This is a genomic window from Pseudocitrobacter corydidari (assembly GCF_021172065.1).
Lineage (GTDB): Bacteria > Pseudomonadota > Gammaproteobacteria > Enterobacterales > Enterobacteriaceae > Pseudocitrobacter > Pseudocitrobacter corydidari.
Genome location: NZ_CP087880.1, coordinates 89,064 through 111,919, shown reverse-complemented (window position 1 = coordinate 111,919; position 22,856 = coordinate 89,064). Strand labels below are relative to the sequence as shown.

General features: G+C 54.4%; 22 protein-coding genes and 1 rRNA gene. 8 read left to right on the top strand and 15 right to left on the bottom strand.

Annotated features, from left to right (window positions below):
* Nucleotides 1-36: 36 nt before the first annotated feature.
* The 10 genes from recO to rseD all read right to left on the bottom strand — a co-directional run bounded on the left by recO (nucleotide 37) and on the right by rseD (nucleotide 8,366).
* Nucleotides 37-744, bottom strand: coding sequence for a DNA repair protein RecO (gene recO / locus G163CM_RS00505; RefSeq protein ID WP_231826489.1), 708 nt, complete (start codon nucleotides 742-744; stop codon nucleotides 37-39).
* A gap of 11 nt (nucleotides 745-755) precedes the next feature.
* On the bottom strand, nucleotides 756-1,661 hold the full coding sequence (era, locus tag G163CM_RS00500) for a GTPase Era (RefSeq protein WP_231826488.1): 906 nt from the start codon (nucleotides 1,659-1,661) through the stop codon (nucleotides 756-758).
* Nucleotides 1,658-2,338: a ribonuclease III gene (rnc, locus tag G163CM_RS00495; RefSeq protein ID WP_015963393.1), complete on the bottom strand. Its 681-nt coding sequence runs from the start codon at nucleotides 2,336-2,338 to the stop codon at nucleotides 1,658-1,660. Before rnc ends, era begins: the two co-directional genes overlap by 4 nt.
* 216 nt (nucleotides 2,339-2,554) lie before the next feature.
* Nucleotides 2,555-3,529, bottom strand: coding sequence for a signal peptidase I (gene lepB, locus G163CM_RS00490; RefSeq protein ID WP_149464830.1), 975 nt, complete (start codon nucleotides 3,527-3,529; stop codon nucleotides 2,555-2,557).
* Nucleotides 3,530-3,545: 16 nt separating this feature from the next.
* The gene (gene lepA / locus G163CM_RS00485; protein ID WP_231826487.1) at nucleotides 3,546-5,345 is read right to left on the bottom strand and encodes a translation elongation factor 4; all 1,800 of its coding nucleotides are present in this window, start codon (nucleotides 5,343-5,345) and stop codon (nucleotides 3,546-3,548) included.
* 185 nt (nucleotides 5,346-5,530) lie between these two features.
* Nucleotides 5,531-6,007 (bottom strand): SoxR-reducing system protein RseC, encoded by a 477-nt coding sequence (gene rseC / locus G163CM_RS00480; RefSeq protein ID WP_231826486.1) that lies wholly within the window; start codon nucleotides 6,005-6,007, stop codon nucleotides 5,531-5,533.
* Nucleotides 6,004-6,957 (bottom strand): sigma-E factor regulatory protein RseB, encoded by a 954-nt coding sequence (gene rseB, locus G163CM_RS00475; protein ID WP_015963389.1) that lies wholly within the window; start codon nucleotides 6,955-6,957, stop codon nucleotides 6,004-6,006. Before rseB ends, rseC begins: the two co-directional genes overlap by 4 nt.
* Nucleotides 6,957-7,607 (bottom strand): anti-sigma-E factor RseA, encoded by a 651-nt coding sequence (rseA, locus tag G163CM_RS00470; RefSeq protein ID WP_231826485.1) that lies wholly within the window; start codon nucleotides 7,605-7,607, stop codon nucleotides 6,957-6,959. The genes rseB and rseA overlap by 1 nt, the downstream gene beginning before the upstream one ends.
* 31 nt (nucleotides 7,608-7,638) lie before the next feature.
* Complete coding sequence (rpoE, locus tag G163CM_RS00465; RefSeq protein ID WP_015963387.1) at nucleotides 7,639-8,214, bottom strand: RNA polymerase sigma factor RpoE; 576 nt, start codon at nucleotides 8,212-8,214, stop codon at nucleotides 7,639-7,641.
* 56 nt (nucleotides 8,215-8,270) lie between these two features.
* Nucleotides 8,271-8,366: a rpoE leader peptide RseD gene (gene rseD, locus G163CM_RS00460; RefSeq protein ID WP_144052231.1), complete on the bottom strand. Its 96-nt coding sequence runs from the start codon at nucleotides 8,364-8,366 to the stop codon at nucleotides 8,271-8,273.
* Between the two features lie 270 nt (nucleotides 8,367-8,636).
* Here rseD and nadB point away from each other — a divergent pair, with 270 nt between their 5' ends.
* Entirely contained in the window at nucleotides 8,637-10,256 is a 1,620-nt protein-coding gene (nadB, locus tag G163CM_RS00455) for an L-aspartate oxidase (protein ID WP_015963386.1), read from the top strand.
* On the opposite strand, the gene trmN is transcribed toward nadB, so the two are convergent.
* A complete protein-coding gene (gene trmN, locus G163CM_RS00450) occupies nucleotides 10,241-10,978 on the bottom strand; it encodes a tRNA(1)(Val) (adenine(37)-N(6))-methyltransferase TrmN (protein WP_231828304.1) in 738 nt (245 codons plus the stop codon). The two genes, nadB and trmN, sit on opposite strands and share 16 nt — an antisense overlap.
* A 117-nt stretch (nucleotides 10,979-11,095) precedes the next feature.
* Here trmN and srmB point away from each other — a divergent pair, with 117 nt between their 5' ends.
* Nucleotides 11,096-12,424, top strand: coding sequence for an ATP-dependent RNA helicase SrmB (gene srmB / locus G163CM_RS00445; protein WP_231826484.1), 1,329 nt, complete (start codon nucleotides 11,096-11,098; stop codon nucleotides 12,422-12,424).
* A 49-nt stretch (nucleotides 12,425-12,473) separates the two neighbouring features.
* Here the strand turns inward: srmB and grcA are convergent, their stop codons facing one another.
* Entirely contained in the window at nucleotides 12,474-12,857 is a 384-nt protein-coding gene (grcA, locus tag G163CM_RS00440) for an autonomous glycyl radical cofactor GrcA (RefSeq protein WP_015963383.1), read from the bottom strand.
* Between the two features lie 316 nt (nucleotides 12,858-13,173).
* Here grcA and ung point away from each other — a divergent pair, with 316 nt between their 5' ends.
* A complete protein-coding gene (gene ung / locus G163CM_RS00435) occupies nucleotides 13,174-13,863 on the top strand; it encodes a uracil-DNA glycosylase (protein WP_231826483.1) in 690 nt (229 codons plus the stop codon).
* A 43-nt stretch (nucleotides 13,864-13,906) separates the two neighbouring features.
* Here ung and G163CM_RS00430 read toward each other — a convergent pair whose 3' ends face one another.
* Entirely contained in the window at nucleotides 13,907-14,965 is a 1,059-nt protein-coding gene (locus G163CM_RS00430; RefSeq protein ID WP_015963381.1) for a tRNA/rRNA methyltransferase, read from the bottom strand.
* Nucleotides 14,966-15,169: 204 nt separating this feature from the next.
* On the opposite strand from G163CM_RS00430, the gene trxC reads away from it, so the two are divergent.
* The 5 genes from trxC to G163CM_RS00405 all read left to right on the top strand — a co-directional run bounded on the left by trxC (nucleotide 15,170) and on the right by G163CM_RS00405 (nucleotide 20,887).
* A complete protein-coding gene (trxC, locus tag G163CM_RS00425; RefSeq protein ID WP_015963380.1) occupies nucleotides 15,170-15,595 on the top strand; it encodes a thioredoxin TrxC in 426 nt (141 codons plus the stop codon).
* 68 nt (nucleotides 15,596-15,663) lie between these two features.
* Nucleotides 15,664-16,362, top strand: coding sequence for a tRNA-uridine aminocarboxypropyltransferase (gene tapT / locus G163CM_RS00420; protein ID WP_231826482.1), 699 nt, complete (start codon nucleotides 15,664-15,666; stop codon nucleotides 16,360-16,362).
* Nucleotides 16,363-16,397: 35 nt separating this feature from the next.
* On the top strand, nucleotides 16,398-19,049 hold the full coding sequence (locus G163CM_RS00415) for a bifunctional acetate--CoA ligase family protein/GNAT family N-acetyltransferase (RefSeq protein ID WP_231826481.1): 2,652 nt from the start codon (nucleotides 16,398-16,400) through the stop codon (nucleotides 19,047-19,049).
* 108 nt (nucleotides 19,050-19,157) lie between these two features.
* Nucleotides 19,158-20,513 carry a CDP-diacylglycerol--serine O-phosphatidyltransferase gene (pssA, locus tag G163CM_RS00410; protein WP_015963377.1) on the top strand — a complete coding sequence of 452 codons (1,356 nt, stop codon included), beginning with the start codon at nucleotides 19,158-19,160 and terminating at the stop codon, nucleotides 20,511-20,513.
* A 44-nt stretch (nucleotides 20,514-20,557) separates the two neighbouring features.
* Complete coding sequence (locus tag G163CM_RS00405) at nucleotides 20,558-20,887, top strand: YfiM family lipoprotein (protein ID WP_231826480.1); 330 nt, start codon at nucleotides 20,558-20,560, stop codon at nucleotides 20,885-20,887.
* A gap of 2 nt (nucleotides 20,888-20,889) precedes the next feature.
* Here G163CM_RS00405 and G163CM_RS00400 read toward each other — a convergent pair whose 3' ends face one another.
* Nucleotides 20,890-22,188 (bottom strand): MFS family transporter, encoded by a 1,299-nt coding sequence (locus G163CM_RS00400; RefSeq protein WP_015963375.1) that lies wholly within the window; start codon nucleotides 22,186-22,188, stop codon nucleotides 20,890-20,892.
* A gap of 509 nt (nucleotides 22,189-22,697) precedes the next feature.
* Nucleotides 22,698-22,813 (bottom strand): 5S ribosomal RNA (gene rrf / locus G163CM_RS00395).
* Nucleotides 22,814-22,856: the final 43 nt, after the last annotated feature.

Sequence of the window (22,856 nt, the reverse complement as noted above, 5' to 3'; positions counted from 1 at the left end):
ATGTTCGTTTTTCACTCTCATCGTGAAAGTGAACGTTTATTTCTTCGGCAAAAACTGCCTGAATAATTCCCGGCTTTTTAGCGGTTTGCCACCAAGATACGGCTTCAACGCCATGCGGGTAAAGCGTTTTGCGGCGCGCAGCGAATCCACATCCGGAAACTCACGGCTGGCCAGCGCTTTCAGTTGATGGCCGGTAAAGGTGTAGTTGTCTATCACCACACTGGCGATAAAGCCCTTCTCTTCGCGATAGCGATAGGTCATGGTGTCATCCACTTCCTCACCGCTTCCTGCGCAGTGCAGGAAATCGACGCCGTATCCCAGATGCCCCAGCAGCGCCAGCTCAAAACGACGTAATGCCGGTTCGGGCGAACCGGAGGTGCCTGCCAGTGCCTGAATGCAGTGCAGGTAATCGAAGAAGAGTTCAGAGAAACGGGTTTCGTGCTCCAGCACGCGGGAAATGAGCTCATTCACGTAAAGGCCGCTGTAGAGCGTGATGCCGCTCAGGGGGAGAGCCAGTGAAACGGCTTCCGCGTTGCGCAGGGTTTTGACTTCACCGCGCCCGCCAAAGCGAACTAACAGGGGGGTAAAAGGCTGAAGCGCGCCTTTCAGATTGGAACGTTTGGAACGTGCGCCTTTGGCAACAAGGCGCACGCGGCCCGACTCTTCCGTGAAGACGTCCAGCATCAGGCTGGTTTCGCTCCAGGGGCGACTATGCAGGACGAATGCGCGCTGCCAGCCTTCCACCGAGTGTGCTCTTAGAGATCGTCGCCATAGCCAAGACTACGCAGTGCGCGTTCGTCATCAGCCCAGCCGGATTTCACTTTCACCCACAGTTCCAGGTGAACCGGGGCTTCGAACATTTCCTGCATGTCTTTACGGGCTTCGATACCGATGGTTTTGATTTTGGAACCTTTGTTACCAATAACCATCTTTTTCTGCCCGTCACGCTCAACGAGGATCAGGCCGTTGATGTCGTAACCACCGCGCTCGTTAGTCACGAAACGTTCGATTTCCACGGTAACAGAATACGGCAGTTCTTCGCCCAGGAAACGCATCAGCTTTTCACGGATGATTTCAGACGCCATAAAACGCTGAGAACGGTCGGTGATGTAATCTTCCGGGAAGTGATGAATCGCTTCCGGCAGATGTTTACGCACGATCCCGGCGATGGTGTCGACGTTCAGCCCGGTTTCCGCAGACATCGGTACGATGTCGAGGAAGTTCATCTGGCTACCGAGGAACTGCAGGTGCGGCAGAAGATCTGCTTTTTCCTGTACGTTATCGACTTTGTTTACGGCCAGAATCACCGGCGCTTTGCCTTCACGCAGTTTGTTCAGCACCATTTCGTCGTCCGGCGTCCAGCGCGTGCCTTCGACAACAAAAATAACCAGCTCAACATCACCGATAGAGCTGCTCGCCGCTTTGTTCATCAGGCGGTTGATGGCGCGTTTTTCTTCCATATGCAGGCCCGGGGTATCAACATAAATTGCCTGATACGCGCCTTCCGTATGAATACCGACGATGCGGTGACGGGTGGTCTGCGCTTTACGCGAGGTAATGGAAATTTTCTGCCCCAGCAGATTGTTCAGCAGGGTAGATTTGCCGACGTTCGGGCGACCGACGATGGCGATAAATCCGCAGTAAGTTTTGTCTTCGCTCATTCCAGCTCCAGTTTTTTCAACGCCTGTTCGGCGGCAGCCTGCTCCGCCTTGCGACGGCTGGAACCTGTGCCAACCACCGGTTCACTCAGGCCGCTAACCTGGCAGTGGATAGTAAATTCCTGATCGTGTGCTTCCCCACGCACCTGCACCACCAGATAAGACGGCAGCGGCAGATGGCGGCCTTGCAGATACTCCTGCAAGCGCGTTTTTGGATCTTTCTGTTTGTCGCCCGGGCTGATTTCGTCCAGACGCGTTTGATACCAGGAGAGGATTAACTTCTCGACATTCTGAATATCGCTGTCGAGAAACACCCCGCCAATCAACGCTTCAACCGTATCCGCGAGGATAGATTCGCGACGGAAGCCGCCACTTTTCAGCTCACCCGGCCCTAAACGCAGGCATTCGCCCAGTTCGAATTCACGGGCGATTTCCGCCAGCGTATTACCGCGAACCAGCGTCGCGCGCATACGGCTCATATCGCCTTCATCCACACGCGGGAAACGGTGATAAAGGGCGTTAGCGATCACGTAGCTTAAAATGGAATCGCCCAGAAATTCTAAGCGCTCGTTATGTTTGCTGCTGGCACTGCGATGGGTTAATGCCTGTTGCAACAACTCCTGATGAACAAAAGTGTAGCCCAGCTTCCGTTGAAGCCGATTAATTACGATGGGGTTCATGCGATACCAATAAATGAATGCGTCAAAAATTCAGCACACGAAACAGATCTGAAAGCACCAATACGGTTTCGTGTGCCGTGTCTATTAAGAAAGACATGTGTAACTTCGGGGGGATATTCTATACGCAACGACAAGGGATGTCGTTAGTTTGGAGAGATTTAACTGCTAAATAATTTATGCGGAGGCACTAATGCCCCCGCATAAGTCTGACAAGGATTAGTGAATACCACCAATACGGCTTAAACGTACGCCGGTCGGCCATTCACCTTCCTGTTTTTCGAAGCTCATCCAGATGGCCGTCGCCTTCCCGACCAGGTTCGCTTCCGGCACGAAGCCCCAGTAACGGCTGTCGGCGCTGTTGTCGCGGTTATCACCCATCATGAAGTAATGACCCGGCGGCACAATCCACGTAGCCGGCTGTAAACCAGACTGGCGATAGTACATGCCGACCTGATCCTGTGCGATTGGCACGGTCAAAATACGGTGATTTACCTCGCCCAGCGTCTCCTGACGTTCGGTCAGGCGAATGCCATTTTCTTTGGTTTCACCTTTCGGCAATTCAAAGAAACCGCTGGTCGCTTCGCCGCCGTTACGACGGGCAAAAGTCTGAACGAAATCGCTCGGTTCAACGTTCGAGTAGGTGACCGGCAACGCGTTACCGCACGCCTGGCCTGAACTGCAGTTCGGTTGAATAGTGACTTCTTTGCTGATCGGATCGTAAGTGACTTTATCACCCGGCAGCCCTACCGCGCGTTTGATATAATCAAGGCGCGGATCTTCCGGATATTTAAAGACCACGATGTCGCCACGTTTCGGATGACCCGTTTCGATAATCGTTTTCTGGTAAATAGGATCTTTGATGCCGTAGGCGAATTTTTCCACGAGGATAAAATCACCAATTAACAGCGTCGGCATCATTGAACCGGATGGGATCTGGAACGGCTCATAAATAAAAGAACGCACGATGAGCACAATCGCCAGCACCGGAAATACGGACGCGCCAGTTTCCAGCCAGCCCGGTTTCGGGCCCACTTTTTTCAGCGTTTTTTTGTCCAGCGCATCTCCGGTTGCGACCTGCGCCGCAGCCTGACGTTCCCGACGTTTGGGCGCGAAAATAAATTTATCAACGCACCACAAAAGGCCCGTGACCAGTGTGGCAATCACCAGAATCAGGGCAAACATATTCGCCATGCCAACTCCTTAAGGATTATTTACCGTCTTTACCGACGTGCAGAATGGCGAGGAAAGCTTCCTGCGGCAGTTCGACGTTACCGACCTGCTTCATACGCTTTTTACCCTCTTTCTGTTTTTGCAGCAGTTTTTTCTTACGGCTGACGTCACCGCCATAGCATTTCGCCAGGACGTTTTTACGAAGCTGTTTCACCGTAGAGCGCGCGATAATGTGGTTGCCAATGGCCGCCTGAATCGCGATATCAAACTGCTGACGAGGGATCAGCTCTTTCATCTTTTCAACCAGTTCACGACCACGGTACGGCGCATTGTCGTTGTGGGTGATCAGCGCCAGCGCATCGACGCGTTCGCTGTTGATAAGAACATCAACACGCACCATGTTAGACGCCTGGAAGCGTTTGAAGTTGTAATCCAGCGATGCATAACCGCGGGACGTTGACTTCAGACGGTCGAAGAAGTCGAGCACCACTTCCGCCATCGGGATTTCATAGGTCAGCGCAACCTGTTTACCGTGGTAAACCATGTTGGTCTGTACACCACGTTTTTCAACGCACAGAGTGATAACGTTGCCGAGATACTCCTGCGGCAGCAGCATATGACACTCGGCAATAGGCTCACGCAGCTCAGCGATGTTGTTCAGCGGCGGCAGCTTGGACGGGCTGTCGACGTAGATGACCTCTTTGTTGGTGGTCTCTACTTCGTAGACTACGGTCGGCGCGGTGGTGATGAGATCCAGATCGTATTCACGTTCCAGACGTTCCTGAATGATCTCCATGTGCAGCAGACCGAGGAAGCCACAGCGGAAGCCGAAGCCCAGCGCGGTAGAGCTTTCCGGCTCATAGAACAGGGAGGCGTCGTTCAGGCTCAGTTTGCCCAGCGCATCGCGGAAGTTTTCGTAATCGTCAGAGCTTACCGGGAACAGGCCCGCATAAACCTGCGGTTTGACTTTTTTAAAGCCTGGCAGCGCCTTGTCAGCCGGGTTACGCGCCTGGGTCAGCGTATCGCCAACCGGTGCGCCCAGAATGTCTTTAATGGCGCACACCAGCCAACCCACCTCGCCGCATTTCAGCTCGGTACGGTCAACCTGTTTCGGGGTGAAGATGCCCAGACGGTCAGCGTTATACACCTGACCGGTGCTCATCACTTTGATTTTATCGCCTTTACGCATGGTGCCGTTTTTAATACGCACCAGCGAGACCACGCCCAGGTAGTTATCGAACCAGGAGTCAATGATCAGCGCCTGCAGCGGGCCTTCCGGATCGCCTTCCGGCGGCGGAATATCGCGCACCAGACGTTCCAGAACCTCGGTGACACCCACGCCGGTTTTCGCCGAGCAGCGCACGGCATCTGCCGCGTCGATACCGACGATATCTTCAATCTCTTCCGCCACGCGCTCAGGATCGGCTGCCGGCAGGTCGATTTTGTTCAGAACCGGAACCACTTCCAGGTCCATTTCCATGGCGGTGTAGCAGTTCGCCAGAGTTTGCGCCTCTACGCCCTGCCCGGCGTCAACCACCAGCAGTGCGCCTTCACAGGCCGCAAGAGAACGGGAAACTTCGTAAGAGAAGTCGACGTGACCAGGGGTGTCGATAAAGTTCAGTTGATAGGTTTCGCCATCAGCTGATTTAAAGTCCAGGGTGACGCTCTGCGCTTTAATGGTAATGCCGCGTTCGCGTTCCAGATCCATCGAGTCGAGAACCTGGGCTTCCATTTCACGATCAGAAAGGCCACCGCAAATCTGGATGATACGGTCAGACAGCGTCGACTTACCGTGGTCGATATGTGCAATGATCGAAAAGTTACGTATATTCTTCATATATTAAGATAATTATGCCTTACGAATACTTTGAGGCCGCTGTTCTGTGCCTGACGTTTGTGTCGTTCGAAAACGCCGCATTCTACACTACAACTGCGCAACCAGGAAATGCTCTTCCAGCAAGCATAGCGGTTCCGCTCACGGCTTTCTCATAGCAGATGTAAATAAAAATAAAGCCAGTGCGATCACTGGCTCAATTCGGAAGAAGTGGTGGTTCGCAGGAGGTCAGGCGGCAGGCCAACGCTAATGATGACCGGTTGCCAGGTTTCGCGTTTCGCAAGCGCAGGCGAAAAACCGCGCGCCAGTAAAAAGCCCCCCACACCGCCTAACAGCGCCCCGCACATGGCAGCGATGTCTGTGCCGAACAGCACCTGGAACAGAGAGGCCATGATAAACAGCCCTACCAACGGTGACAGGTAAACCAGCATAGCGGAACCCAGCAGGCTGCTTTCGCTAATGCCCAGCTCCACTTTTTGCCCGGCCACCAGCGGTTCCGCGCTAGGGACGCTAATGGTGTGGCTGGTTTGCGGCCCCAGCTTATTTAGCACACGGCTGCCGCAGCCCGCGCGTGACGCGCAGCTGCTGCATGACGCTTTCACGTCACAGTGAACTTTCGCTACGCCGTTCTCCCAGGAGACAACGGTCGCCCACTCTTTAATCATTGTGCGCCCTTGAAGCTAATACCGTCGGCAATACGTTTCGCCGTTGGCGGCGGCAGTTCACCGACGATGGTGATTTCAGCCTGATTGCGCACGGTGGTGCTGACCGTGCGGCGACCGGTACGCAGCATCTGTTCGCTGCTGTTGGCCGTGGCCCGGCTGATATTAATAGAGAAACTGAACAGACCGTCCGAGAAGAGACGAGACTCCACCGCGGTATCAATGGTCGGTAACGTACGGCGGCTGCTGGAGACTTCGCTGAAGCCCTGCGGCACCCAGGTCGGCGACCAGTTGAAGTTCACTTTACTGCCCGCCGGAACGGAGAGCAGCGGCGGCAGGCTGGCTTTCGCCAGTTTATCCATGCTGCTGCCAACCTGATCGCCCACGTTAAAGGCAATCACGCGGAACTGCTCCAGCGTTTCGCCGTCGCGATCGAGCAGGTCGACGCGCATCGGCAGTTTGCTTTCAGAGTCCATCCAGACGATGTAGCTATAACGGGTGCCATCGCGCGCGACGACGCGGATCACTTCACATAAGCGATCGGCGATACGGGTGCGGCCAACGGAGATGAAATCGTAATACGGCGCCAGGCGTTTAAAGTCGGTATAGACCAGCGACGGCAGGGAGTCGACGATGTAATCGCCATTGAGCGTAAACGGGTCGAGGCCCGGCTCAAAATAGCTGATTTCATTGCCGCGTTGCACCACTTCACGACGCGGACCATCGAGCTGCAAGAGCTGCGCCAGCGCCTGATTATTCAAACGCGCGTGACGATAGCGTAGCGATTCGACACCGGCTTTATTGATGCTGACGAATGACAGCTCATAGTTGAGGGACTGACTGGCCAGATTCATCTGCTGCAACAACGCCCCGGACGAGACATCAGCCGAGGCGTTGACAGAGAAGAACAGGCTGCCAGCCACAAGGGACATGGCACACCAAAGTTGCTTCATTACTGCGATTGCGTTCCTAAAGTTTGATAGCCCGGCACCTGAACAGCAGCCTGCTGGGTTTGTGCCTGTTCAAACTGAAGTTGCTCAGAATGCAGGCGGCGCTGCAATTCATAATCCTGCAACATTGCGTTGATGCGACGGCGTTGTTCCTGAACCTGCTGTTGCTGGCCAGTACCCGCAGTGGCATCAGACGGCACGCCCAGGCTAACCGGACTTGCTTTGCCCATCATCGGTAAGGTATTAAAAACCGGTGTTTCGGGCTGCTGAGTAGAATCTGATTGCCCATTATAGTGCTGGACACCGACAATAACTGCAAGCGATACGCAAGCCGCAACGCCCATTTGGGTGAGTGAGCTCGCCCACGGACGTACTTTTTTCCAGAATGGCATATTCTGCCATTGATGTGGCGCTGGCTGGGCTTCAGGAATGAGCGGCGTCGCCTGACGAGCGGGCTCATTTTCGATGGCAGCCATGACGCGAGAAGAGATATCAAAATGGAGCACATCCGGCGTATCGCCGCGCAGCGAATCACGGATGAGATGATAGCTCTCCCAGGTTTTTTGCATTTCCGGCGAACGAGTTAATTCGGTGAGCAACTCGTTATCCAGCGTTTCACCATCCATTAAGGCGGAAAGTTTTTCTTTCTGCATGCCTAATACCTTTTCCAGTATCCCGCTACCGTCAACGCCTGATAAGCGGTTGAACTTTATTATCAATAGCTTCTCGCGCACGGAAGATACGGGAACGAACTGTACCCACCGGGCAATCCATAATTGCAGCTATCTCTTCATAGCTTAGGCCATCCAGTTCTCGCAGGGTAATTGCCATGCGTAAATCTTCTGGAAGGCTTTCAATGGTGCGAAAAACGATCTGTCTCAGTTCTTCTGACAACATTAAGTTCTCAGGGTTCGAAATTTCTTTCAGTGCGCCGCCACTTTCGAAGTTTTCTGCTTCCATTGCGTCCACATCGCTGGACGGTGGGCGTCGCCCCTGAGCAACCAGGTAATTTTTTGCCGTATTGACTGCAATACGGTACAGCCACGTATAGAAAGCGCTATCCCCCCGGAATGAATCCAGCGCACGATAGGCCTTTATAAAAGACTCTTGCACCACATCAGGAACGTCACCTGACGGCACATATCGGGAAACCAGGCTCGCCACCTTATGCTGGTAGCGCACCACCAGTAGGTTAAAAGCTTTCTGGTCTCCTTTCTGGACCCGTTCAACCAGGACCTGGTCCGTTAACTGCTCGCTCATCCGAGGTAATGTCTCCCCAAACCCTATTCCAATGCGTAATCAAAACGCCACTCCGTTCACTGCACTATGAGCAAGCACAGGGTTAGAGTGTCTGATGATTGTAAAGTTCCGTTACGCCTTTGTTTTTTGTTTGTCAGTTGTAGACCGTTCATTGTCTCTCATTATAAGTCTACGCATGCACTACGTTGTCTAAGTTGCGAAAGAAAAACGCAATTCTCGCAAGAGTAACGTAACCCGCCTTTTATTTCACCATAAATACTGGTTTCCGGAGTCAGAGATTCGATTATTTTCCTTCGTTTACAAAGTCCGTTCAGACGCCGTTATGTTTAGCCGTTACAACTTCCACTAAAAAAATGTGTGCGCCAGCGCGTTTTATGATGCTATGCTGCGCAAACCGTGTTTAGTAAATTAAACAAATCATCATGAACACTCTTCCAGATCTCTCCTGTGATGTCCTGATCATCGGTAGCGGTGCTGCCGGTTTATCTCTCGCGCTGCGCGTTGCCGAGCAGCAATCTGTCATTGTGCTCAGCAAAGGCCCGATCAGTGAAGGTTCAACCTTCTACGCACAGGGCGGAATTGCGGCTGTTTTTGATGAAACAGATAGTATCGAATCCCACGTCGAGGACACACTCATCGCCGGAGCCGGGATTTGCGATCGTGACGCCGTGTCGTTCGTGGCCAGCAACGCCAAAAACTGCGTCCAGTGGCTGATTGACCAGGGCGTACTGTTTGATACGCAAGTACAAAGCAACGGCGAAGCGAGCTATCACCTGACGCGCGAAGGCGGCCACAGCCATCGCCGCATTCTGCATGCGGCGGATGCCACCGGCAAAGAAGTGGAAAACACGCTGGTCAGCAAGGCGCTGAATCATCCCAATATTCGGGTGATTGAGCGCTGCAACGCGGTAGACCTGATCATGTCCGATAAAATTGGCCTGCCCGGCACGCGCCGCGTGGTGGGCGCGTGGATCTGGAATCGTAATAAAGAGAGCGTGGAAACCTGCGCGGCAAAATCGGTGGTGCTGGCGACGGGCGGCGCGTCCAAGGTCTATCAGTACACCACCAACCCGGATATCTCCTCGGGCGACGGCATCGCCATGGCCTGGCGTGCGGGCTGCCGCGTGGCGAATCTGGAGTTTAATCAGTTCCACCCCACCGCCCTGTTCCATCCGCAGGCGCGTAACTTCCTGCTCACCGAAGCGCTGCGCGGAGAAGGCGCGATGCTCAAGCGCCCGGACGGCAGCCGTTTTATGCCTGATTTCGACGCGCGTGGCGAGCTTGCGCCACGCGATGTGGTGGCCCGCGCGATCGATCATGAAATGAAACGGCTCGGTGTGGATTGTATGTATCTGGACATCAGCCATAAGCCCGAAGAATTTGTCCGCCATCATTTCCCGATGATTTACGAGAAACTGCTGGGGCTGGGTATCGACCTGACCAAAGAGCCAGTGCCGGTTGTCCCGGCGGCGCACTATACCTGCGGCGGCGTGATGGTAGATGATAACGGACGCAGCGACGTTGACGGCCTGTATGCGATCGGCGAAGTGAGCTATACCGGCCTGCATGGCGCCAACCGTATGGCCTCTAACTCCCTGCTGGAGTGTCTGGTCTATGGCTGGTCAGCGGCGGAAGATATTAATAAGCGAATTGCCAACGCGCGTCAGGTGGAAACCCTGCCCGCGTGGGACGAAAGCCGGGTAGATGATTCCGACGAGCGGGTGGTGATTCAGCATAACTGGCACGAGCTGCGTTTGCTGATGTGGGATTACGTCGGCATTGTGCGCACCACGAAACGGCTGGAGCGCGCCCTGCGTCGCATTACCATGCTTCAGCAGGAGCTCGACGAGTATTACTCACGCTTTCGCGTGTCGAATAATTTGCTGGAACTGCGCAATCTGGTACAGGTGGCGGAGTTGATTGTCCGCTGTGCGATGATGCGTAAAGAGAGCCGGGGCCTGCATTACACGCTCGATTATCCGGATCTCATGCAGGATTCCGGCCCTTCCGTGCTCTCGCCACTCACTCACATAAAGAGATAAAACGCCTGGGTCAGCGCAGTATACGCTTCTGAGTACTGCTGCTCTGGCCCACGAATCGCCAATCTGTCGCTAAAGCCTTCACCGTTTTTTGGCGAGAACGCCAGCAGGACGCGGTGCGGCGGGCGCGTATCATATTCAGCGATATCCGTGCGCAGGCGTAAATGCCAGCCCATCGACAGGGCCTGTTCGGTAAAACTCTGGCCAATATTTTCCGGTAATACTACACAGAAAAATCCCTCTTCCGTAATGGCATCCGCCGCGCAGGTAAGCAACGTTTGATGATCGAGGGACGTGGTGTAGCGTGCCTGCTCACGCTGTGGCGTGGCGCACTCAACGCCCTGCTGGTAGTAAGGCGGATTGCTGACAATCAGGTCATAGCGGCTATTGGCGCTCGCGACCCAGGACTGAATATCCGCCGTGTGGACGGTAATTTTCTGCGGCCACGGAGATTGCGCGACGTTCTCTCGCGCCTGTTCAGCGGCGTTTTCATCCAGCTCAACGGCGTCGATATGCGTACTCGCTTCGGTGCGCTGTGCCAGCATCAACGCCAGCAACCCGCTTCCCGTACCAATATCCAGCACCCGCGTTACATGGGCAATCGGCGCCCATGCGCCCAGTAAAATGCCGTCCGTCCCCACTTTCATGGCACAACGGTCATGCGCGACAAAAAATTTTTTAAAGGTAAATCCATTACGACGCAGCGTGGGTTTCGAGTCAGACATAGTCATTTTGCGTATCCGGTTTTGGCTCAGCACAATACCTGAGAACAGATAGCCATACAAACAGATGAAGATTAGAGCCGTAACGTCTATAATCAGCGCCTCACACTGAGGTAGACAATGACTGTAACGACTTTTTCCGAACTTGAACTTGATGAAAGCCTGCTGGATGCCCTCCAGAGCAAAGGCTTTACACGCCCGACCGCCATCCAGGCTGCCGCCATTCCGCCTGCGCTCGATGGACGTGATGTTTTGGGTTCTGCGCCCACCGGCACCGGTAAAACAGCGGCGTATCTGCTGCCTGCGTTGCAGCATCTGCTCGACTTCCCGCGCAAAAAATCCGGCCCGCCGCGCATTTTGATCCTGACGCCAACGCGTGAACTGGCGATGCAGGTAGCCGACCACGCGCGCGAGCTGGCCAAAAATACCCATCTCGATATCGCCACCATTACCGGCGGTGTCGCGTACATGAACCACGCTGAAGTCTTCAGCGAAAACCAGGATATCGTGGTTGCCACCACCGGTCGCCTGTTGCAGTACATCAAAGAAGAAAACTTTGACTGCCGTGCCGTCGAGACCTTAATTCTTGACGAAGCTGACCGGATGCTTGATCTCGGCTTTGCGCAGGATATCGAACACATTGCCGGTGAAACCCGCTGGCGTAAGCAGACGCTGCTCTTCTCCGCCACGCTTGAAGGCGATGCGATTAAAGATTTTGCCGAGCGTCTGCTCGAAGATCCGGTTGAAGTTTCTGCTAATCCGTCCACCCGTGAACGCAAGAAAATTCATCAGTGGTACTACCGTGCGGATAACCTGGAACACAAAGTTGAGCTGCTCAAGCACCTTCTGAAACAAGAAGATATGACGCGCGCTATCGTGTTTGTACGTAAACGTGAGCGTGTGCATGAACTTGCTGAAATGCTGCGTGCCGCCGGGATCAACAACTGCTATCTCGAAGGCGAAATGGCGCAGATCAAGCGTACCGAAGGGATCAAGCGTCTGACGGAAGGCCGCGTAAACGTGCTGGTTGCGACCGACGTTGCCGCTCGCGGTATTGATATTCCGGATGTCAGCCACGTGATTAATTTCGATATGCCCCGCACCGGCGATACCTATCTGCACCGTATTGGCCGTACCGGCCGCGCGGGCCGTAAAGGCACAGCGGTTTCTCTGGTTGAAGCGCATGACCATCTGCTGCTGCAGAAAATTGGTCGTTACATCGAGGAGCCGCTGAAAGCACGCGTCATCGATGAACTGCGCCCAACGACGCGTGCGCCAAGCGAAAAAATGACCGGTAAGCCGTCGAAGAAAGTGCTGGCAAAACGCGCCGAAAAGAAAAAAGAGAAAGATAAAGAAAAACCGCGCGTGAAAGTACGCCATCGCGACGCGAAGAATGTGGGTAAGCGCCGTAAGCCAAGCGGCACGCCACCACAATCGACTGAAGAGTAAAAAAAAACGCCGGGTTTCCCCGGCGTTTTTATTTCCTGCTACTGAAAACTTACAGGCTTTCAGTGAAAGTACGGGCGATAACGTCGCGCTGCTGTTCCGGCGTCAGGGAATTGAAGCGCACCGCGTAGCCTGAAACACGAATGGTCAGCTGCGGATATTTTTCCGGATGTTCAACCGCGTCCAGCAGGGTTTCACGACGCAGAACGTTAACGTTCAGGTGCTGACCACCTTCTACGCGAACTTCTGGTTTCGCTTCAACCGGGATTTCACGATATTCGATGTCGCCAAGCGCTTTCACGGCAACCACTTCATCTTCTGCATAACCACCTTTGGCAACCAGGCAGCGAGCTTCACCTTTTTCGCTATCCAGCAGCCAGAAAGAATTCAGCAGGTCGTCGTTAGCGGCTTTAGTAATCTGAATACCAGTAATCATTTGATGCCTCCCTTAGGCTATTCATATTCGTTTAACCGGCCAGTTCCCGGCCAATTGGTAAAACCATTGTTGCTTGAGTGTATATATACCCCTCAAACACCCGGCATTCTTTGATTTAAATCAATAAAAACCACACCACAAAAGTGGTCATACACTAATTTACTTGTTTTATATCAAGTTACGCCGAGTGGTAAGGCCAAATTTTCTCTGTAAATTTTCAACTTTTTTAGGGGGGACGTGCTTTTCCCGCTGACCAATTTTGTGATGGAGAAAGAAGCAGTTAAGCTATCCCCATGACAATTTCCAGGAGAGCGAGATGAGCGCCCTTTTAACCTGGCACGATGTGCTGGCCGATGAGAAGCAACAACCCTATTTTTTGAACACACTGGCGACGGTGGCGAATGAGCGCCAGGCAGGCACAACGATTTACCCGCCGCAGAAAGATGTGTTTAACGCCTTTCGCTTCACTGAACTGAGCGATGTGAAAGTGGTGATTTTAGGTCAGGACCCGTACCACGGACCGGGTCAGGCGCATGGGCTGGCTTTCTCTGTTCGCCCTGGTATTGCCACGCCGCCGTCGCTGCTGAATATGTATAAAGAGCTGGAAGGTTCAATTCCGGGCTTTACCCGCCCTCAGCATGGCTATCTGGAAAGCTGGGCGCGCCAGGGCGTGCTGTTGCTTAACACGGTGCTGACGGTGCGTGCAGGTCAGGCGCATTCTCACGCCAGCCTCGGCTGGGAAACCTTTACCGATAAAGTGATCAGCCTGATTAACGAACATCGGGAAGGCGTGGTCTTTTTGCTGTGGGGATCGCATGCCCAGAAGAAAGGCGCGATTATCGATGCGCAGCGCCATCGCGTGTTGAAAGCTCCGCACCCGTCACCGCTTTCTGCCCATCGCGGCTTTTTTGGCTGCAACCACTTTGTGCAGGCTAACGAATGGCTGGCGCATCGCGGTGAAGCGCCCATCGACTGGATGCCGGTGCTACCGGCGGAAAGCGAGTAAAAAAAATGCCAGCGCGATGCTGGCATTCTTTTATGGCTTACGTTCAGGCTTTATTCTGACGCCACCATTCACTCAGCAGTACGCCGGTTGCTACAGAGACGTTCAGGCTTTCTACCGCGCCGGTCCCGTCGATGGATACGCTCAGATCGGCGCTCGACAGTGCAGCATCAGACAAACCATCACGTTCCTGACCTAACACCAGCACCATTTTCTTCGGCAGCTCGGCTTTAAACAGCGGCGTACCCGCGTGGCTGGACGTGGTCACGATGGCGTAACCTGCTTTGCGGAAATCATCCAGCGCATCAATGAAGCTGTCGCCGGTGATCGGCTGAACGTGCTCAGCGCCGCCTTCTGCGGTACGGATTGCCGCGCCGGATTCCAGCACGCCAGCGTCCTGCAGCAGCAGGCCTTTAATACCGAAATGCGCGCAGCTACGCATCATCGCGCCCAGGTTGTGCGGGTTGCCAACATCTTCCAGCGCCAGCACACAATCGGTATCGCCGCTCTTAGCGACCCAATCCTGTACGGACGTGCCGCTGCGTTTTTTAATCAGGAAGCATACGCCGCCGTGGTGTTCGGTTCCGGACGCTTTCGCCAGTTCCTCTTCATCAACCACGTGGTACGCTTTGCGGTTTGCCGCCATCCAGCGCAGCGCTTCTTTAAAGCGCGGCGTTACGCTCTGGATAAACCAGGCGCGCACAATGGCGTCCGGGCGGCTCTGGAACAGCGCCTGGCAGGCGTTTTCACCGTAAACGCGCGTCTCTTCCGCACGCTGACGACGCAGGACTTCCGGGTCGATAAAGCTTTTACCGCTGATGCCACCGTGATCGGCTTTTACCGGGGTTTCATCACCCGGTGCGCGGGAAACCGTGCGCCACGGTGAGCTTTCGCGTTCACCGCGATCGTCACGCTCGCGGCTGCGTTCGCGGTTCGGGCCTTTTCTGTCGTCACGGGCAGGACGGCGACCACCTTCGGCACGTGTACCAGGACGGCCACCGCCTTTTCCTGTACGCGGATTATGGGTGCGTTTATCCGAGTCATCGTCACTGCGGACATACATCACTTTGACTTTGCCGTTTTTGTTCTTCAGTTCGTCGCTCATATTTTTCTCCACCTGCGCTGCGCGAAGCGCGCAGATTACCTGATGTAGTAGCGCTGCGCCATTACTTCATATCAAAGACGGCGACTATTGTACCCATTGAGTAAACCGCATTGTCGAATAAAACAGTCTCATCGATAATATGTAACATTACAGAAACATCCGGCGACCTCGCCGATCGGCAACCCTACTACCCAGAGGTTAGTTATGAATACCGTTTGTGCCCACTGTCAGGCTGTTAACCGCATACCTGAAGATCGTGTAAACGATGCGGCGAAATGTGGACGCTGTGGTCATGATCTGTTTGATGGCGATGTGATCAACGCCACCGACGCCACGCTGGACAAGCTGCTGAAGGACGATTTGCCCGTTGTTATTGATTTCTGGGCGCCGTGGTGCGGCCCATGCCGCAATTTCGCGCCTATCTTTGAAGATGTGGCGGAAGAACGCAGCGGCAAAATGCGCTTTGTGAAAGTGAACACCGAGGTCGAGCGCGAGCTCAGCGCTCGTTTCCGTATTCGCAGCATCCCGACCATTATGATCTTCAAAAATGGTGAAATGATCGACATGCTCAATGGCGCGGTACCGAAAGCGCCGTTCGAAAGCTGGCTTAACGAAGCCCTCGAAGCATAACATCTGCGGGGCGCATCTTGTGCCCCGTTTTCACCTCTGCGACAATAGCCTTTTTCTATGCTATTGCCATGACTCCAAACGCTGTACTGCAACTCCGGGCTGAACGTCTGGCCCGCGCCACGCGCCCTTTCCTCGCCCGTGGCAATCGTGTTCGCCGCTGCCAACGTTGCCTGCTGCCGCTTAAACAGTGTTTATGCGAAACCCTGCAACCCAGCTCCGCCACCAGCCGTTTTTGTCTGGTGATGTTCGATACTGAACCGATGAAACCCAGCAACACGGGCCGCCTGATCGCCGATATTCTGCCGGATACCGCCGCATTTCAGTGGTCGCGTACCGAGCCGCCTGCCGCGCTGCTGGAGCTGGTTCAGGATCCCGCATACCAACCGGTAGTGGTTTTCCCGGCGTCCTATGCCGGCACAGAGCGGGAAGTGATCGCCGCGCCGAAAGCGGGCAAACCCCCGCTGTTTATTATGCTCGACGGCACCTGGACCGAAGCGCGAAAAATGTTTCGCAAGAGCCCGTGGCTGGATAATTTCCCGGTGATTTCGGTCGATTTGTCGCGCGTTTCCGCCTATGGCCTGCGGGAAGCGCACGCGGACGGTCAGTACTGTACCGCCGAAGTGGCGATGGCGCTGCTTGACCTCGCGGGCGATACTGGCGCTGCTCACGCGTTAGGCGAACACTTTACGCGTTTTCGTACCCGTTATCTGGCAGGAAAAACCCAGCATAAGGGAAGCATCACAGCACAATGTGAGGAAAGCGTTTAGACTCATACGGATGCTTATACCTGAGGGAAGCCGGAATGAGTCAACGTGGGCTGGAAGCACTTCTTCGACCAAAATCGATTGCCGTGATTGGCGCATCCATGAAGCCGCAGCGCGCCGGTTTTCTGATGATGCGCAATCTGTTAGCGGGTGGGTTTAACGGCCCCGTTATGCCCGTTACGCCCACCTGGAAAGCGGTGCTCGGCGTGCTGGCCTGGCCGACTATCGCCAGCCTGCCGTTTTCACCTGACCTCGCCGTACTATGTACGCACGCCAAACGCAATCTGGAACTGCTGGAAGCATTGGGTGAAAAAGGCTGTAAAACCTGCATTATTCTCTCTTCACCGCCCGATCAGTTTGCCGAATTATCAGCCTGCGCCGCGCGCTACCAGATGCGCCTTTTAGGGCCAAACAGTCTGGGGCTTTTAGCCCCCTGGCAGGGTCTGAACGCCAGTTTTTCTCCGGTGCCGATTCGCAAAGGCAAACTGGCGTTTATTTCGCAGTCCGCCGCCGTTTCCAATACCATCCTTGACTGGGCGCAGCAGCGCGAGATGGGCTTCTCCTACTTTATTGCGCTCGGTGATAGCCTGGATATCGACGTCGACGACCTGCTCGATTTCCTCGCGCGCGACAGCAAAACCAGCGCCATTCTGCTTTATCTGGAAAATTTAAGTGACGCACGACGTTTTGTATCCGCCGCCCGTAGCGCCTCACGTAATAAACCCATTCTGGTGATTAAGAGCGGACGTAGCCCGGCGGCGCAGAGACTGCTGCACGCTAACGCGGGTCTGGACCCCGCCTGGGACGCCGCGATTCAGCGCGCCGGTCTGCTGCGCGTGCGCGATACTCACGAACTTTTTTCCGCCGTTGAAACCTTAAGCCATATGCGCCCTCTGCGCGGCGAGCGTTTAATGATTATCAGCAATGGTGCTGCCCCGGCAGCGCTGGCGCTCGATCAACTGTGGGCACGCAACGGCAAACTGGCGGCTCTCAGCGATGAAACGCGGACAAAACTGACTGAACGGTTACCGGATTCCGTGCAGGCCGGAAACCCGCTGGATCTACGTGATGATGCCAGCATCGAGAGCTATATCGCCGCGGTCAACACGTTACTCGACAGCCCGGATCTGGATGCACTGCTGGTGATCCACTCCCCCAGCGCCACCGCAACCGGCACTGAAAGCGCCGTGGCGTTAATTGACGCGATCAAACGCCATCCACGTGGGCACTACATCAGCGTGCTGACCAACTGGTGCGGTGAGTACTCTTCTATCGAGGCGCGACGCCTCTTCAGCGACGCGGGCATCCCCACCTATCGTACGCCGGAAGGCACGATTACGGCATTTATGCATATGGTGGAATATCGCCGGAACCAGAAACAGCTACGGGAAACGCCCGCACTGCCGCAGAATTTAACGGCCAACACAACGCAGGTTCACGAACTGCTCGCGCAGGCTATCGATAGCGGTATCCGTGCGCTGGATACGCATGAAGTGCGTCCTGTGTTGCAGGCGTACGGCATGCACACGCTTCCCACCTGGATCGCCGCTGACAGCGCGGAAGCGGTACATATCGCCGAACAAATTGGTTATCCGGTGGCGCTGAAACTGCGCTCGCCGGATATCCCACATAAATCGGAAGTTCAGGGGGTGATGCTGTATCTGCGTACCCCAGCGGAAGTGCAACAGGCGGCGGATGCGATTCTCGATCGCGTTAAAATGACCTGGCCACAGGCGCGCATTGACGGCCTGCTGGTTCAAAGTATGGCTAACCGCGCAGGCGCACAGGAACTGCGCGTGGTGGTGGAACATGATCCGGTCTTTGGCCCGCTGATTATGTTGGGTGAAGGCGGCGTGGAGTGGCGGCCTGAAGAACAGGCGGTGGTCGCTCTGCCGCCGCTGAACATGACGCTGGCGCGCTATCTGGTGATTCAGGCAATTAAGAGCAAAAAGATTCGCGGGCGCAGCGCGCTGCGGCCATTGGATATTCCCGGCCTGAGCCGTTTGCTGGTCCAGGTCTCAAACCTGATTGTTGATTGCCCGGAAATTCAGCGCCTGGATATTCACCCATTACTGGCCACCGGCAATGAATTTACCGCGCTCGACGTGACGCTGGATATCGCGCCATTTGAAGGCGACAGCGAAAGCCGCCTGGCGGTAAGGCCGTATCCACAGCAGCTCGAAGAGTGGGTCACCATGAAAAATGGCGAACGTTGTCTGTTTCGCCCCATTCTTCCTGAAGATGAGCCGCTGTTGCAGCAGTTTATCGCCCGGGTAACGAAGGAAGATCTTTATTACCGCTACTTTAGCGAGATCAACGAATTTACCCACGATGATTTAGCGAATATGACCCAGATCGACTACGATCGTGAAATGGCTTTCGTGGCGGTACACACCACGGCTGAACAGACGGAGATCCTCGGCGTCACGCGCGCTATTTCTGATCCGGACAACATCGATGCAGAATTTGCGGTGCTGGTGCGCTCCGACCTGAAAGGATTAGGACTGGGTGGACGATTGCTGGAAAAGTTGATCAACTATACGCGCGATCACGGTCTGCAACGCTTAAACGGAATTACTATGCCCAACAACCGTGGGATGATAGCCCTGGCCCGCAAGCTGGGCTTTGATGTCGATATCCAGCTTGAAGACGGTATAGTCAGCCTGTCTCTGAAGCTAAGTCATGACTAAGTTGCTGGAAATACTACCCTTGACCGACAGAGATGGTATTATTGACCGCTTACGTCGTCTGCCTGGTACAGAGGACCCTTCACTAAAACAGAGAAGAAACGCACTGTGATGTTGTCAAAATTTAAGCGTAATAAACATCAACAACACCTTGCCCAGCTACCCAAGCTTTCTCAGTCAGTTGATGATATTGAGTTTTTCTACGCGCCGGCCGATTTTCGGCAAGCGCTGCTGGCAAAAATTGCCGGCGCTACGCGACGCATCTGTATAGTCGCGCTGTATCTGGAACAGGACGATGCCGGGAAGGCGATTTTACAGGCGCTGTATGACGCAAAACGTCAACGGCCTGAGCTGGAAGTGAAAGTACTGGTTGACTGGCACCGCGCACAGCGTGGACGTATTGGCGCAGCGGCGTCGAATACCAACGCCGACTGGTACTGCCGCATGGCACATGAAAATCCGGGCGTGGATGTGCCAGTTTATGGCGTGCCAATCAATACCCGCGAAGCGCTGGGCGTACTCCATTTTAAAGGCTTTATTATTGATGACAGCGTGCTGTACAGCGGCGCGAGCATCAATGATGTCTACCTCCATCAGCATGATAAATATCGTTACGACCGCTATCAGTGCATTCGTAACCCGCAAATGGCGGATATCATGTATGACTGGGTGGGGCAAAATTTAGTGGAAGGTCGCGGCGTTAATCGTCTCGATGATAGTTGCCGCCCGAAAAGCCCGGAAATCAAAAATGATATTCGCCTCTATCGCCAGGAACTGCGTGATACGGGGTACCATTATCTGGGTAACGCCGACGACGAACAGCTTTCTGTTACGCCGCTGGTTGGCCTGGGTAAAACCAGCCTGTTGAATAAAACCATTTTCCATCTGATGCCGTGCGCCGAGCATAAGCTGACGATCTGCACCCCCTATTTCAACCTGCCTGCGCTGTTAGTGCGCAATATCATTCGCCTGCTGCGTGAAGGCAAAAAGGTCGAAATTATCGTTGGCGATAAAACGGCGAACGATTTCTTCATCCCGGAAAATGAACCGTTCAAGATTATCGGCGCGCTGCCGTATCTGTACGAAATTAACCTGCGTCGATTCCTGAGCCGTTTACAGTACTACGTCAACACAGACCAGCTCGTTGTACGTCTGTGGAAAGACGGCGATAACAGCTATCACCTGAAAGGGATGTGGGTGGATGACGAGTGGATGCTGCTGACCGGCAATAACCTCAACCCGCGCGCCTGGCGCCTGGACCTCGAGAACGCCGTACTCATCCATGACCCGCAACACAAGCTGCGGGAGAAACGCGAGAAAGAGCTGAAGCTGATTCGCGCCCACACTACCGTGGTCAATCACTATCGCGATCTGCAAAGTATCGCTGATTATCCGGTAAAAGTGCGCAAACTGATCCGCCGTCTGCGACGCATCCGTATCGACCGCCTTATTAGCCGTATCCTCTAAATATCAGCCCCGTCCAGCGCGGGGCTTTTTTTCAGGAATGATTTATGCGTATCCTCCTGCCTCTGATTGCCCTTTTCACCCTGAGCGGTTGCAGCAGCCATATGGCGAACGACAGCTGGAGCGGACAAGATAAAGCACAGCACTTTATTGGCTCGGCGATGCTCTCTGCTGCCGGGAATGAATACTTCCAGCATCAGGGCGTTAGCCGCGATCGCAGCGCCGCGTTGGGGGTGATGTTTTCGTTAAGTCTGGGGGCATCGAAAGAACTGTGGGATAGCCGCCCGACTGGGAGCGGCTGGAGCTGGAAAGATTTTGCGTGGGATGTTGCCGGCGCCACAACCGGCTATGCGGTGTGGCAGCTGGCACAGCATTAATCCTACAGGCGTAATCCTTTTCCTTTGCGATGCAGCATCAGCGACACCAGGAACGCCAGCGCCGTCATCGCGGTAACGTACCAGAAGAAGGCTGATTCCACGCCAATTGATTTCAGCGACAGCGCAACATACTCCGCAGAACCACCAAACAAGGCATTCGCTACCGCATAAGATAACCCCACGCCTAACGCACGAACCTGCGCCGGGAACATCTCGGCTTTCAGGATCCCGCTGATCGAGGTATAGAAGCTGGTGATCAACAGTGCGCACATCACCAGCGCAAAAGCGGCAAACGGAGAGGTGACGTTTTGTAGGGCGGAGAGAATCGGTACGGTAAACAGCGTCGCCAGCGATCCAAAGCAGAGCATTGAAGCGCGACGACCAATCTTGTCGGAAAGCAAACCAAACAGCGGCTGGGCGAGCATGTAGACGAACAGTGCGGCGGTCATGATGATGCTGGCGACCTTCGGGTCCATCCCGGCGGTGTTGACCAGATATTTCTGCATGTAGGTGGTGAAGGTGTAGAAAATCAGCGAGCCGCCGGCGGTAAAACCGAGCACCATTATGAAGGCTTTACGGTTGCGCCACAGTCCCTTGAAGGAACCCGCTTCTTTCAGCGTACGCGTTTCTTTATGCGACGTTTCATCCAGCTGACGACGTAACCACAGCGCCACAACCGCTAACACCGCCCCCATTGCGAACGGAATACGCCAACCCCAGCTGTGCAGATCTTCGCTGCTCAGGACATTCTGCAGAAGCACGACAACCAGCAGTGCCAGCAGTTGACCACCAATCAGCGTGACATACTGGAATGAAGCATAGAACCCTTTACGGCCTTCTACCGCGACTTCACTCATATACGTTGCGCTGGTGCCGTACTCCCCGCCGACGGAGAGCCCCTGGAACAAACGTGCCAGCAGAAGCAGTGCGGGAGCCCAGGTTCCGATCGTGTCGTATCCCGGCAGGCAGGCAATAACCAGAGAGCCGAAGCACATCATACAAACAGAGATCAGCATCGACTTTTTACGCCCATGACGATCCGCAATACGGCCAAACATCCAGCCGCCAATGGGGCGCATTAAAAAGCCTGCGGCAAAAACACCCGCCGTTTGTAACAGCTGGGTCGTGGTATTTCCGGTTGGGAAAAAGATGTGGGCAAAATAGAGAGAACAGAAGGAATAGACGTAAAAATCAAACCATTCGACAAGGTTCCCTGATGAAGCCCCGACGATGGCCATGACCCGGCGACGGGTATCATGATCGGTGAGCGACTGCTCGGCGGCTACGCTGGTTTCGGTCATTATAATTATGCTCCTGCTACAGGTGTTTTATCTGTCTTACCGGGCGTAACTCGTCACGCAGATAAATTTTCAGTGAACGAAATGTTATATAATTGTTATTAATTATTTTGCGATATCTATCACGTTTTTTGTTAGCAAGGTAACAAATTAGGATTAGCTGTAGCGGGAGTATTATGGGATGGGAGTTGTGCGCGTGGTGTTGCCCGGTGGCGCTTGCGCTTACCGGGCCTACAATGTGCACCGTACCCTTAGGCCGGATAAGGCGCAGCCGCCATCCGGCGTTGTTTTTCGCTCCAGCGCAAAAAGGCCATCCTTGCGGATGGCCTTCTGCTTTATTTGATGCCTGGCAGTTTATGGCGGGCATCCTGCCCGCCACCCTTCGGGCCGTTGCTTCGCAACGTTCAAATCCGCTCCCGGCGGATTTGTCCTACTCGGGAGAGCGTTCACCGACAAACAACAGATAAAACAAAAGGCCCAGTCTTTCGACTGAGCCTTTCGTTTTATTTGATGCCTGGCAGTTCCCTACTCTCGCATGGGGAGACCCCACACTACCATCGGCGCTACGGCGTTTCACTTCTGAGTTCGGCATGGGGTCAGGTGGGACCACCGCGCTACTGCCGCCAGGCAAATTCTGTTTATTAACCCGCTTATCGCCGGTCAATTTAATC